The sequence below is a fragment of the Marinobacter sp. EN3 genome, from assembly GCF_000475315.1.
GTDB classification, from domain to species: domain Bacteria; phylum Pseudomonadota; class Gammaproteobacteria; order Pseudomonadales; family Oleiphilaceae; genus Marinobacter; species Marinobacter nauticus.
On record NZ_AXCC01000020.1, the window covers coordinates 65,158 to 78,524 of the forward strand.

A 13,367-nucleotide genomic window follows, 5' to 3' on the forward strand; every position below is an offset into this window, starting at 1 on the left:
GTGTGGGCAGGCGGGCATTCTAACCTGTTGATACAGCCTTCGGCGAAAACCGTATCAATCAGTTGCTGCTAAACTGCAGCAATCAATCCGTCCGGCGCAAAGCCCGCCGAATAGTAATGACGGAACCGAAACCGTTGGAGGCAGACTTGGAACGAATGCAAAAGGTAGTCCTGGTGACAGGAGGCGCGAAGGGAATTGGCCGAGGCATAGTGCTGCACCTGGCGGCGGCGGGCTGGAAAGTGGCATTCTGTGATACTGACCAAGCCGTAGGTGAACAGTTGGTTGCCAACGCAGAGGGTGAAGTCGTGTTTCTGGCAGGCGACGTTGCCAGCGAAGCGGATGTTGAGAATATCATTTCCCAAACGGTGCACTGGGGTGGTGGCCTGAATGCCGTTATTAACAACGCTGGCATTGCGGACCCTCACACAGGCCCGATAGAGGCGTTGGGCCTTGAACAGTGGCAGCGGCGGATGGATGTCAACCTGACCGGGCCGTTTCTGGTGAGCAAGCACGCGATACCGCATCTTCGGAAAACCCGCGGGGTGATTGTCAATATGGCTTCCACAAGGGCGCTGCAATCAGAGCCGGATACCGAAGCCTACGCCGCCACCAAGGGCGGCCTAGTGGCACTGACCCATGCGTTGGCCATTAGCCTGGGGCCAGACATCCGGGTGAACTGTATCAGCCCGGGCTGGATAGATACCCGTGACTGGCAGGGAAGCGAGCAGGCTGTCGAGCCTCTGTCAGAAGCGGATCACCAGCAGCATCCGGCCGGTCGCGTTGGCAGGCCCGAAGACATCGCTTCACTGGTGGCTTACCTTATTTCCTCCGAGGCTGGCTTCGTCACCGGGCAGAATTTTGTGGTGGACGGAGGCATGACGCGCAAGATGATTTACCATGAATGAAAACCTGATTATGGGGGAGATCATGAAACTGGTTGGATCTACCACGTCGCCCTACGTACGCCGCATTCGGCTTCTGCTGAACGACGAACCTTACGAGTTCATAAATCTCGACATTTATGGCGAAGGCCGTGATGAGCTTCGGCGCACCAATCCCACCCTGAAAATCCCAGTACTGATTGATGGCGATCAGGAGCTCTATGACTCGCGGGTTATCGCCCGTTATCTTGGTCAGAAGCTTGGGCTGGAAACACTCACCTGGGACCAGGAAAACCAGTTAACGCTGATTGATGGCGCCAACGATTCTGCGGTAACCATGCTGCTTTCTGAGCGGTCCGGAATCGATACCAGCCAGGATGCAATGTTCTATAACCTTCAGCGCGAACGCATCATGACAACGCTGCGAACCCTGTCCGCCATGGTGGAAGCGGGGCAGTTTAAGCAGTGGAACTATCCTGCCATCTGTCTCTATTGTCTGGTGGACTGGCTGGATTTCCGTGAGCTGGTGGATTTTTCCGGGGTCGATAGCCTGTTGGCTTTCCGGGATGCTCACGCAGACAACTCGTGGGTTTCGGTAACCGATCCGCGCAAATAGGGTTCCCCCACGCCCGGAACTCAATCTGCATTTTTCTCCCCCTCCGCCAAAACCCCTCTGCATAGCCGAGGGGTTCGGGCATCAAGTAAGCGTTTCAGCAACTGGTCGTATTATGCGCTAGGGTAGGTGGTGACTCTTCGCATGCTTCGGCAGATAAGGAGGAACGCTTTGAGCAACTTTCTATCGCTATGGAATGAAGCGGCAACCACGAGCCTGGGTTTTTTCTGGATGGCGCTTTGGGCGTTTATTCTGGGTTACGTCATAAGCAGTCTGATTCAGGTTCTGGTTACCCGCAGAAAGATGCAGCAGGCCATGGGGGAGGATGGACCGCGCAGTATCGCACTGGGCACGTTTTTTGGTTTCATTTCCAGTTCTTGCAGCTTCTCCGCACTGGCCACCACCCGTGCAATCTTCAATAAGGGCGCCGGTCTGGCGCCGTCTCTGGCGTTTATGCTGGCCTCCACAAATCTGGTGATTGAGCTCGGTATCGTGATCGCGGTTTTTCTGGGTTGGCAATTTGTGGTTGGCGAGTATGTGGGTGGTGTACTCCTGATTCTCGTGACCTGGCTGCTGATCCGACTTACCCGGCCGCGCCGGCTTGAAGCTCAGGCTCGCCGAAAGATGGATGACGGCGACGGGGACGGCGGCAACTCTGACAAAAGCTGGAAGGAAAAAATAACCAGTAAAGAAGGATGGCAGGCGATCGCCCAGACCTATGTGATGGAGTGGCAAATGGTCTGGAAAGATGTCCTTATCGGCTTCACCGTAGCCGGCATCATCTCCGCCATGGTGCCTCAGAGTTTCTTTGAAGCTCTCTTTATCGGCGCCGGTGGCGAGAACGCGGCCAACCCTGGCTTCCTCGCTGTACTATCGCAGACACTTGTTGGGCCAATTGCAGCCTTTTTCACCTTCATCGGTTCCATGGGGAATATTCCTCTCGCGGCCGTGTTGTTTGCTCAGGGAGTGAGTTTTGCGGGCGTCATGGCCTTTATCTTTTCCGATCTGGTTGTGCTGCCAGTGCTCAGAATCAACGCCTCCTATTATGGCTGGAAGATGGCGCTGTACATCCTCGTACTGATGCTGGTCGGCATTGTGACTGTGTCATTGCTGATGCACTACAGCCTGGCCCTACTGGGTATGTTGCCGGACTTCAGCGGCCAGACCTCAATGGGAGAGCGGGAGTTCTTCAAGTGGAATTACCAGGCTGTCTTGAACATCCTGTTTCTGACCGCCACAGCGATACTGCTATGGTTCTTGCGACAAGGGCAGAAGCAGCATTCACATGACCACCACCATCATCACGATCATGGCGGATCTTCGCTGACAGATAAGGTGCTGAGTGTTCTGGTAGTGGTTGCGCTGCTATGGCTCGCGGGCGGTGTTGTGGTGCCATTGTTCTGACGGGGCCATTCGGTGGCTGCCTTTATGGTACCCCCGGCAGGACTCGAACCTGCTACCTTCCCCTTAGGAGGGGGACGCTCTATCCAGATGAGCTACGGGGGCTTCGTAAAGGAGGCGGTATGATAACGGCCTGAGGCAGCGGGCTCAAGGGCGTCATTTTTCATTTGTTCACACTGTCTTGCCGTTTCCGGGTAGATCACGTGGGTAGTCGCTGACTATCATAGGCTCGGCCTGTTTTCAGGCAGGGGATGGCGCGGAGCCGTCGGATCAAGTACCGGATAAAAAGGAAATCTGCATGAAGTTCTATAAGTTGCTTGCGCTGTTGCTGGTCGTGTCTTTCTCCCAGGCCAGTCTGGCTCAGAGTTTTGGTGGCTTTGACTCCTACGGCGAGGGCACGAAATCCCTGCTGACTACCGTTGTGAAACAGCTGGGTGTCAGTGATCCCGACAACAGTGTGAAGGTCAAGGTATTTGACACCATTGACGTTGCTTTGGAAGGCAACTGGTACTCCTACTGGGTTGGCATGAACGACCTGGCCAGCTCTAAATACCAGGATGGCGCCGAGAAAGGCTTTGTGCAGGTGATGTTGCCCACCAACGACTCGGGCATCTGGATTTTGACGTTCAACAAGGCAAAGGATATTCCCCAGATTATTGTCTCCATGGCCCAGATTCGTCATGGCAGCCAGGACGGAGCCTTGTCTGTGTATAACGAGAAGAAAAACGACACAGAGAACTACGAAGTAAAGAATGAAAGCGACAAGTTTGCTTTTATTCAGGAGAAGGGCAAGGTGGCATTCAGCATTCTGAATGTGGGGGCCGGCACTGGGTCTGTGGTGTATTTCAATCAGTTTGCGGTGGATCTGTAACCGGCTTTGTTAACCCGACAACCTGCCCGGCAGGCGAATGATCGCCGGGCAGGTTCGTAGTATCTCTCGTCAATCCTTCGGTACAGGGCCCAGGTCCCGCAGGATCTGAAGGATCGCCTCATCATTCACGGCATCGCCTCCGGTGGTGACCAGCAGAGCACGTTGTCGTTCAAGCATGGCCTGTTCGAAGGTCTCTTTCAGTTCCTCCAGCGATACGTTCCGAATAGCGTCGGCCAGGGCTTGTCGGCTGTTAAACTCGGCATTTTCCCGGTCGATCTCCCGCCAGTATCGGCTGGAGACTTCGCTCAGTTGCCGGTCACGCTCCAGCAGTTGGCTGATCACCGCCTGTTTTTCCCGCTTAAGCCGGGTGTCATCCATCTCCGCCAGTTGTTGCGCAAAGATTTGGCTGAATTCCTTGACGGCCGAGTCGATGGCAGATGCATCAGCGGATGGGGATTGCACAACCAGCCCGAGCGCGGGCGTTTCCAGAATCTCGAACGCGGTCGCGTAGACGATGTATCCGAGCTGGCGCGTGGTCCGGATTTCCTCATAGAACGGGCTACTGATGATTTGTGCCAGCAACCGATACCGGGCTCGCTCCGCGTAGGAAGTGTTGTTGCCCTGCAGGTATAAGGTGTAACCAGTATCGGGGTGCTCAACCGCCAGATGCGCGGCGGTCTGGCCCGACGGCAGCTGGCGAATTCGCGCCCGATCCACGTTGGTACGCTGGTGATCGTTCAGCACCAGAGCCTGTACCTGTCTGGCCATATTCAGGGCACTGGCCTGTGTCAGGTTGCCATGGGCGAGCAAGACGGGATCAGTGCGGGCGAGGAAACTGCCGGCAAACCCCCTCAGCTCATTCAGTGTGACGTCGCGCGCAGCGGCCAGGCGCTCCTCCACGGGAAACGTGCCTTCCAGCAAGGCGGTTTGGACAAATTCCGAAGTCTGCTGCACCGGCCGTTCTTTGCTCTTGTTTTCCAGAGCATCCATCAGGTTCTGTCGCGCGATCCTGAATCGCTGTTCGGTAAGGGCGGGATTGGCGAACTCCAGCAGTATCTGGTTAGCCAGCTTGTGCAGCTTGTCGCTGTAGCCGCCGACACGTATGGTAACACCACGAAGATGGGGGTAGACGCTGTAGTCCAGCCCGGCCAGCCGGGCAGAATAGGCCCAGGCGTTGAGGTTGGTGTTAATGGCGTCCACCAGCAGTTGTGTGAGCACTGAACTCCGGGCGGATTCCCGCGCTGCCGGCGTTCTCAGGCTGACAAACAGATTGGCTTTCGGAGTGGCGAAACGGGTATCCCGGGCGTACCAGATATCCAGTCCGTCCAGTTCGGCAATTTTCTCCGGGTGAGCCATGCTACCCCCCCCCACCAGTTCGAGATCTTCTGGAACAAAGGGGTTGGATTCGGGCAGGGCAAGCTGTTCAGCCAGGCTGGGAGCTGCCGGATTATCGAGGTTCAGGGGTGTCCTGAACCAGGGCGTCTGATACCACCGCGTGAGATTCGGCTCGCTCGCGTCCAGGTTGGGCGCAGCAATCCAGACTTTAAGGTTGGCTGGTTTCAGCTGATCGAGGATCGCCCTGTATTGCTCTGGGGCATACCGCTCAAGCAGCCAGGGGGCGCTTAGAACATCTTCAGGCGGATAGTCCTTGAGGAGTCTGGACAGTCGCATGGCCTCGCTTTGCGCTTCAGCGCGTTCCCGGAAACGGAAATCAATCATGGCCAGCTGTCGCATCTCGTTGAAGCGTTGCTGGCTGATGCCGTTGTCACGAATACGATCTATATATTCAAAGGTGAGGGCAATGATCTCATCCTGGTGTTCCAGGCCTTCCCGGGTGAGCGACATGCTGATGTCGAGAGTGGCGTGTTCGCCGGTGTCCATCCCTGTGCCTGCGGAAAGGCTTTCTACCATGCCTGCGCGTTTCAGAACGTCAAACAGGCTGCCGGGGCCTTCGTGGCCCAGCAGGTTGGCAACGTAGGCTGCGGGTTTGCTTTTATAGTAACGCTGCTGAGAGGGGATCGGGAAAGACAGCGTCATGCTGCGATTGTCTTTCAGCGTCTCGGCTGTCACTTTCTCTGGCAACCGGGAGGTGTCGTACAGCGGGTGAGGGTGAACCTTGGGTTCAAGGTTACGGTTGGCGATGGCGCCAAAGCGCTCCTGCACCATGCGTTCCAGCTCATCCAGCGGCTGTGGGCCGTAGACTGCCAGGGTCATGATGTTCGCCGAATAGTTTTCTTCCCAGAAACGAATCAGGTCAGGCCGAAGCGGGTTGCCTTCGGTATTTTCCAGGGTCTCCAGGTTGCCGACCGCAAACTGGCTGAAGGCATGCTTCTGATTGCCCGCCGCCTTCCTGACAGAAAGCAGGCGCCGGCCGTCATCTTTAAGCTTGGAGCTGTACTCGGAGTGGACGGCATTGCGCTCACGATCCACCAGTTCCGGCGTGAACAGCGGATGAGAAAACTGTTGGGCGAACCGGTCCAGTGCCGGCTCCAGAAACTCTGCTTCGACATCAAAGAAATAGTTGGTGTCCTCAAACGCTGTGAACGCGTTATGAGTGCCGCCGTGGCTGCGAATAAATTGCTGGTATTCGCCTGCCTCCGGGTACTTCTCGGTGCCCAAAAACAGCATGTGCTCGAGAAAGTGCGCCAGGCCAGCCCGCTCTTTCGGGTCGTTTCCGCTGCCCACGGCAACGTTCATGGAGGCGGCGGCTTTGTCTGTTTCCGGGTCCGAAGCGAGGATCACCCGCAAGCCATTGTCGAGTTCGATGAACCGATACTGGTTCGGATCATTGGGACTTTGGGTGGGTGACACACTGGCTGTCGCCAGTGGAGCCAGTAACACGGTGACGACCAGCAACAGCCTCTGCAGCAGAGCGTAGCGAGATCGAACAGGTAACGGATGTTTCGAAGTCATGGGGCCTCGGGTTCCGGAATGGCGTTCAGGTCGGAAAAGGGATCAGTGCATCTGGTTGTTTTTGGCGCTGTCAGGCTTCTGTTCTATGGTTTGGCGCGCGAGTTTGGCCGCCTGGTCAGCGTCGAGTTCACCAGAGGCGATCCGCTCCAGCACCGTCGCCATGATCGCAACGGACTGTCGATAATCGGCAAACTCGGCCTGAAACGCCTTGTCGATGGCCTGGTATACGGCCTGGATCTTGTCTTCCCGGGAACCACTGTCGGCGGCGGTGTCGTTGATGGCCTTCAGGCAGGCACGGGCGATGGCAATATAGCGTTCGGTGTTCGGATTGTTTTTCGGCATGGCAGTTTCTTTTAAACCTTGATGTCTGGCTCGGTTAGTGACGCCGGATGGCGCTGGAAGTTCCCGATTATGTCATTGGTAAGAACCTCTTGCATTGCCTGGTCGTAATTAAATGACCCAATGCGGTGGTCGCGGTTTCTTGTGCTAATCTCAATCACATTGTGTCGATAAACCGGACAGGGAGTGAGGTGGAGTTGGCTGCTTTTAGAGTAATGGCTCTAACAAAAACAATGGGTTACAGAGTAAAAACTCTAAAAAAGTTCGATACATGAGGGTTGCAATTAAGTAGAATTGCCGACCGATGGAATCAGCTACGACTTTAGTCGTATCTGTGTCGGTCAAAGACAAAAAACACAACAGGCAGAATGGAGTACCTATGAATTATTTCCTGACAGGCGGCACCGGTTTTATCGGTCGTTTTCTGGTTGAGAAACTCTTGGCGCGCGGCGGCACCGTGTATGTTCTGGTTCGCGAGCAGTCCCAGGACAAGCTGGAGCGGCTCCGGGAGCGCTGGGGTGCAGACGACAAGCAAGTGAAGGCTGTGATCGGCGACCTCACCAGCAAAAACCTTGGTATTGACGCGAAAACGCTGAAATCACTGAAAGGAAATATCGACCACGTATTCCATCTTGCCGCGGTCTACGACATGGGCGCAGACGAAGAAGCCCAGGCCGCCACCAATATCGAAGGCACCAGGGCGGCTGTTCAGGCTGCAGAAGCCATGGGTGCCAAGCATTTCCATCACGTGTCATCCATCGCGGCAGCGGGTCTGTTCAAGGGTATCTTCCGGGAGGATATGTTCGAAGAAGCCGAGAAGCTTGATCATCCTTACCTGCGCACCAAACACGAATCCGAAAAAGTTGTGCGTGAAGAGTGCAAGGTTCCGTTCCGCATCTACCGCCCTGGCATGGTCATTGGCCATTCGGAAACCGGCGAAATGGACAAGGTGGACGGGCCCTATTACTTCTTCAAGATGATTCAGAAGATCCGTCATGCGTTGCCCCAGTGGGTACCCACCATCGGTATTGAAGGTGGCCGGCTGAACATTGTGCCGGTGGATTTCGTGGTCGATGCACTGGATCACATTGCCCATCTGGAAGGCGAAGATGGCAACTGTTTCCATCTGGTGGACTCAGATCCGTATAAGGTGGGTGAGATCCTCAATATTTTCTGCGAGGCCGGCCATGCCCCCCGCATGGGTATGCGCATCGATTCCCGGATGTTCGGTTTTATTCCGCCGTTTATTCGCCAGAGCATCAAGAATCTGCCTCCGGTCAAGCGCATTACTGGTGCGCTTCTGGATGACATGGGCATTCCGCCCTCGGTGATGTCCTTCATTAATTACCCGACCCGTTTTGATACCCGGGAGCTGGAGCGGGTTCTGAAGGGCACAGACATTGAGGTGCCGCGTCTGCCGTCCTATGCCCCGGTGATCTGGGACTACTGGGAGCGCAATCTGGACCCGGACCTGTTCAAGGACCGCACCCTCAAGGGCACGGTTGAAGGTAAGGTTTGCGTGGTCACCGGAGCAACTTCGGGTATTGGCCTGGCAACGGCAGAGAAACTGGCAGAGGCCGGTGCCATTCTGGTCATTGGTGCGCGTACCAAGGAAACTCTGGATGAAGTGGCGGCCAGTCTGGAGGCCAAGGGTGGCAACGTGCATGCGTACCAGTGCGACTTTTCGGACATGGACGACTGCGACCGCTTTGTGAAGACGGTGCTCGACAATCACGGCCACGTGGATGTACTGGTGAATAACGCGGGTCGCTCCATCCGCCGCTCGCTGGCGTTGTCTTTTGACCGGTTCCACGATTTTGAGCGGACCATGCAGCTGAACTACTTTGGCTCCGTTCGGCTGATCATGGGCTTTGCGCCAGCCATGCTGGAGCGTCGCCGCGGGCACGTGGTGAATATTTCTTCCATCGGGGTACTTACCAACGCTCCGCGTTTCTCGGCCTATGTCGCCTCGAAATCCGCACTGGACGCGTTCAGCCGCTGTGCCGCTGCGGAATGGTCGGATCGCAACGTGACCTTCACCACCATCAACATGCCGCTGGTGAAAACGCCGATGATCGCGCCCACCAAGATCTACGATTCCGTGCCGACGCTGACACCGGATGAAGCCGCGCAGATGGTGGCGGATGCGATTGTGTACCGGCCCAAGCGCATTGCCACCCGTCTTGGCGTGTTCGCGCAGGTTCTGCATGCGCTGGCACCGAAGATGGGTGAGATCATTATGAACACTGGCTACCGGATGTTCCCGGATTCTCCAGCAGCCGCTGGCAGCAAGTCCGGCGAAAAGCCGAAAGTCTCTACCGAGCAGGTAGCCTTTGCGGCGATTATGCGGGGGATATACTGGTAATCGTCGTTATAAGCCAAAAAAACCCGCCTCGGCGGGTTTTTTCGTTTCAGGTTGGAGATTTCATTCCTGGGGTTCTTCTGCAATTTCGATTGGCGGCGGCGGAAACCCGCCCAGTTCACGCCAGCGATTGACGATGCCGCAGAACAGGTCTGCTGTCTTTTCCGCGTCGTAGGCCGCCGAGTGGGCTTCCTTGTTGCTGAAGGGAATGCCCGCCAGTTTACAGGCCTGGGCCAGCACGGTGTGGCCGTAGGCGAGGCCCGCCAGGGTAGCGGTATCAAATGTCGAGAATGGATGGAACGGGTTGCGTTTGATATCGGCCCGCAGCGCTGCCGCGAAAACGAAATTATGGTCAAACGTGGCATTGTGGCCCACCAGTACCGCTCGCTTGCAGTCGTGTTCTTTTACCGCCTTGCGGATGGGAGAAAAAATCTCGCTCAGGCCTTCCCGTTCCGGTACCGCCTCCCGCTCCGGATTCCAGGGATCGATACCGGTGAAATCCAGGGCCGACTGCTCCAGATTGGCGCCTTCGAACGGGTCGATCTGCTGCACGTGGGTTTCGCCCCGGCGCAGCCAGCCATCCTCATCCATGGTCAGCATTACGGCAGCGATTTCCAGCAGAGCATCACGTTCCGGGTTGAAGCCGGCGGTTTCCACGTCGACCACCACCGGCAGAAAGCCGCGAAAGCGCTGGGACATGGGGTGGGGCTGTTTGTTTTCGTCTGACACTCGAACTCCGATGTTCGTGGTAGTGAATGAATAGGGTTTACGCCAGGCGCCAGTTAACGGTTTCGCCAGCCTTCAACGGAACAATTCCGCCGCCGGCCAGAGGCAGGTTCTCCGGCATGGTCCAGGGTTCCCGCACCAGCGTCACGGTGTCGGTGTTCCGGGGCAGGCCATAGAAATCGGCGCCGTTGAAGCTGGCAAAGGCTTCCAGCTTGTCCAGAATGCCCAGTTCCTCGAAGATATCGGCATACAGGCCGATGGCGCCGTAGGCGGAGTAACAGCCAGCACAGCCGCAGGCGGCTTCCTTCTTGTCTTTCGCGTGTGGGGCAGAATCCGTGCCCAGGAAGAAGCGGGGATCGCCGCTGGCCACGACCTCTCTTAGCGCTTCCTGATGCTTGTTGCGCTTGAGGATGGGCAGGCAGTAAAGGTGTGGGCGAATACCGCCGACCAGCATGTGATTGCGGTTATACATCAGATGCTGCGGTGTGAGAGTTGCCCCTAGGTTATTGCCCTGATGGTTACGGACAAACTCGGCCGAATCGGCAGTGGTGATATGCTCAAGAACCACCCGGAGCGACGGGAACGCAGTCAGCGTGGGCGCCAGAACCCGCTCCAGAAACACCTTTTCCCGATCGAAAATATCGATGTCGCTGTCGGTCACCTCGCCGTGTACCAGCAACAGCATGCCGCAATCCGCCATCGCCTCCAGCACCGGGTAGATATTGCGAATGTCCGTTACGCCGGAGGCAGAGTTGGTGGTGGCGCCAGCCGGGTACAGTTTCGCTGCCACTACGCCGGCGGCTTTGGCTTCACGAATGGTCTCGGCAGTGGTGCTCTCGGTCAGATACAGGGTCATCAGGGGCTGGAAGTCCGTTCCCCGGGCCGCGGCCAGAATGCGATCCCTGTACGCCATGGCTGCGCTGGCATCGGTTACCGGCGGCACCAGGTTAGGCATGATGATAGCGCGGCCGAAGCAGGCGGCGGTGGCGGGCACCACATCGTTCAGAATGTCGCCGTCGCGCACGTGCAGGTGCCAGTCGTCCGGGCGTGTGATGGTTATCTGTCGGGTCATGAGAAGGTATCCGAAAGCGAGCGCAAAATTTCGCGGATTATATCAGAAGCGAAAAGCAGATGTTTTTAACCTGATCGTAAGTTATCCGGCTCAAGTTCCCGGTCGGGTCGCCGTTAACCGGTTAGTTCACTGGTTTAAAGGCTCCACGGGGCATTCCTATGGTTTCACCCAATTGGTTCTTCAGGCAGAGCAGATTGCTGAAATTGCTGGCGACGGCAGGGTTGATGTCATTGCCCTCTGCGCCTGTGCTGTCATCCAGTTATGGTGCCGGTATTGAAAACAGCCAGTGGTATCTCTCCGAGTCGGTCTTTGAGTGTTCCCTTGTCCATGAGGTTCCTGGCTTTGGCCGCGCCGTGCTCAGGCACCGGGCAGGGGAAGACCTGCGTTTCTATCTCGAATCGGATCTGAGTGTGATGCGCCCCGGCCAGGGCCAGTTAGTGGTTGAAGCGCCGCCCTGGCGGCCAGGAGTTCCACCGAGCCCCATTGGTGCTGTGCAGGTAACGGATAGTCCGCGCTCGGTGAACCTGGGGAATCGGGAAGCGGTGTTGATTGCCCAGGGGTTGTCCCGAGGTATGCAGCCGACAGTAACCCGAGCCGCGGTATACAGCGGCCAGCCCGTGCGGGTGCAGTTGTCGAATGTGAATTTTTCCGGCCCGTACGCCGGCTATCGTGAATGCGTTGCCAGTCTGCTGCCGGTTAACTTCGACCAGGTTCGGCGCAGCCGGGTTCCGTTTGCCAGCGGGAGTACCAGCCTGTCACAGGCAGACATGAACTTGCTCGACAATATTGTGACCTACGTGATGGCCGACAGCACGGTAGAAAGAATCTTCGTGGACGGCCATTCCGACAGTATTGGTAGCCGGATTGATAACCGCGCGCTGTCGGAGGAAAGAGCCAACGTGGTGGCCGAGTATCTCAAATCCAGGGGAATCGATGAGACTATGCTGACGGTCCGGGCCCACGGTGATCAGTATCCGGTTTCCCGCCGGCCGGCTGATAACCGCCGCACCACCATTCGTTTGCAACGCCAGGGTGAGCGCCCGGAACTGCTGCAGGCTAACGGTATGGGGAGCGAGTTTTCGGGATAGCCGGAACACGCCATCCCGAGTTTCAATATACTGCGTTCAGGACTTCCAGGTGCGCGGCCACACCCTCTGCCAGGGCTTTCAGGTGATACCCGCCTTCCAGCGTGGAGATGATGCGATCGTTGGAGTGGTCATGGGCGACACTCACCAGCATTTCCGTTAACCATCGATAATCCTCGGTTTCCAGATTCAGCTCCGCCATGGGGTCCAGCCGATGCCCGTCAAAGCCTGCCGAGATCAACACCAGTTGCGGACGAAAATCCTGCAGTTTCTTGAGCCAGGCGGCTTCAACCGTCTTGCGGTACTCAGCCGCTGAACAGTCGGCTGCAATCGGCGCATTGACAATATTGTCGGCCTGCCGGTGCACATGGGAATGCGGATAAAACGGATGCTGAAAGCTGGAACACATCAGTATGCGTTCATCACCACTGACAATATCTACCGTGCCGTTACCCTGATGCACATCGAAATCGACAATGGCCACCCGCTCAAGGTGATGGAAGGTGAGCGCCCGCATCGCCGCCAGGGCGATATTGTTATAGAAACAGAACCCCATCGACTTGGCACGTTCGGCGTGGTGTCCCGGTGGCCGGGCGCAGACAAAAGCGTTGGTTACCTGGCTGCTCATCACCATATCGACAGCCTGCACATTGCCCCCCGCGGCCAGCTTCGCCGCTCTCAGGGTGTCCGGCATCATCGCGGTGTCCGGGTCGGTGAACACCCGGCCCCGGGTTGGCTGCATCAGGTCCAGCTGGTGCAGATAGCTTTCCGGATGCACGGTCAGCAGTTGGTCCCGGGTGATTTCTTCCGGACGAACCCAGTCCAGTTCCTGTTGTAGGTTGGTATCCGCGAGGTAGGCGAGAATGCTTGAAAGACGCTCAGGGCTTTCCGGGTGCTCCGGGCCCATGTTGTGTTTCTTGCAGTCGTCGTGGGAAAAAAATGCCGTGGTCATGGGTAATGCCTGAACCTGAGTATGCTTATTATCGCTTTCATGTTATCAGGGATAACCGAAGCCTGTCGTATTTCTTTGGTCTAATAACTCGTTAGTCGATTTACATCATGAAATCGCCACCTAAGATAAGGTATACACTGATAAGCAAGCCG

General features: G+C 56.7%; 11 protein-coding genes and 1 tRNA gene. 6 read left to right on the plus strand and 6 right to left on the minus strand.

The features are described from left to right. Positions 1 to 116 precede the first annotated feature (116 nt). The 3 genes from Q675_RS26215 to Q675_RS26225 all read left to right on the plus strand — a co-directional run bounded on the left by Q675_RS26215 (position 117) and on the right by Q675_RS26225 (position 2,898). A complete protein-coding gene (locus Q675_RS26215; protein ID WP_031211255.1) occupies positions 117 to 905 on the plus strand; it encodes an SDR family oxidoreductase in 789 nt (262 codons plus the stop codon). A 22-nt stretch (positions 906 to 927) separates the two neighbouring features. Next, on the plus strand, positions 928 to 1,497 hold the full coding sequence (locus Q675_RS26220; RefSeq protein ID WP_031211258.1) for a glutathione S-transferase family protein: 570 nt from the start codon (positions 928 to 930) through the stop codon (positions 1,495 to 1,497). Between the two features lie 168 nt (positions 1,498 to 1,665). Beyond that, the gene (locus Q675_RS26225; RefSeq protein ID WP_023011021.1) at positions 1,666 to 2,898 is read left to right on the plus strand and encodes a permease; all 1,233 of its coding nucleotides are present in this window, start codon (positions 1,666 to 1,668) and stop codon (positions 2,896 to 2,898) included. A 25-nt stretch (positions 2,899 to 2,923) separates the two neighbouring features. On the opposite strand, the gene Q675_RS26230 is transcribed toward Q675_RS26225, so the two are convergent. Continuing rightward, a tRNA-Arg gene (locus tag Q675_RS26230) sits at positions 2,924 to 3,000 on the minus strand. 193 nt (positions 3,001 to 3,193) lie between these two features. On the opposite strand from Q675_RS26230, the gene Q675_RS26235 reads away from it, so the two are divergent. Continuing rightward, the gene (locus tag Q675_RS26235) at positions 3,194 to 3,766 is read left to right on the plus strand and encodes a hypothetical protein (protein WP_023011022.1); all 573 of its coding nucleotides are present in this window, start codon (positions 3,194 to 3,196) and stop codon (positions 3,764 to 3,766) included. Positions 3,767 to 3,835: 69 nt separating this feature from the next. On the opposite strand, the gene Q675_RS26240 is transcribed toward Q675_RS26235, so the two are convergent. Then, complete coding sequence (locus tag Q675_RS26240; RefSeq protein ID WP_023011023.1) at positions 3,836 to 6,679, minus strand: insulinase family protein; 2,844 nt, start codon at positions 6,677 to 6,679, stop codon at positions 3,836 to 3,838. Between the two features lie 42 nt (positions 6,680 to 6,721). After that, complete coding sequence (locus Q675_RS26245; RefSeq protein WP_011785967.1) at positions 6,722 to 7,021, minus strand: hypothetical protein; 300 nt, start codon at positions 7,019 to 7,021, stop codon at positions 6,722 to 6,724. 376 nt (positions 7,022 to 7,397) lie between these two features. Here Q675_RS26245 and Q675_RS26250 point away from each other — a divergent pair, with 376 nt between their 5' ends. After that, a complete protein-coding gene (locus Q675_RS26250; RefSeq protein ID WP_014421967.1) occupies positions 7,398 to 9,383 on the plus strand; it encodes an SDR family oxidoreductase in 1,986 nt (661 codons plus the stop codon). A gap of 60 nt (positions 9,384 to 9,443) precedes the next feature. On the opposite strand, the gene rnt is transcribed toward Q675_RS26250, so the two are convergent. Then, complete coding sequence (gene rnt / locus Q675_RS26255) at positions 9,444 to 10,109, minus strand: ribonuclease T (RefSeq protein WP_011785965.1); 666 nt, start codon at positions 10,107 to 10,109, stop codon at positions 9,444 to 9,446. 37 nt (positions 10,110 to 10,146) lie between these two features. Further along, positions 10,147 to 11,178, minus strand: a complete 1,032-nt coding sequence (gene pyrC / locus Q675_RS26260; protein ID WP_022992892.1) for a dihydroorotase — start codon at positions 11,176 to 11,178, stop codon at positions 10,147 to 10,149. 158 nt (positions 11,179 to 11,336) lie between these two features. Here pyrC and Q675_RS26265 point away from each other — a divergent pair, with 158 nt between their 5' ends. After that, positions 11,337 to 12,266 carry a flagellar protein MotY gene (locus Q675_RS26265; RefSeq protein WP_011785963.1) on the plus strand — a complete coding sequence of 310 codons (930 nt, stop codon included), beginning with the start codon at positions 11,337 to 11,339 and terminating at the stop codon, positions 12,264 to 12,266. Positions 12,267 to 12,288: 22 nt separating this feature from the next. On the opposite strand, the gene Q675_RS26270 is transcribed toward Q675_RS26265, so the two are convergent. After that, positions 12,289 to 13,215, minus strand: a complete 927-nt coding sequence (locus tag Q675_RS26270; RefSeq protein WP_022992893.1) for a histone deacetylase family protein — start codon at positions 13,213 to 13,215, stop codon at positions 12,289 to 12,291. Between the last annotated feature and the right edge of the window lie 152 nt (positions 13,216 to 13,367).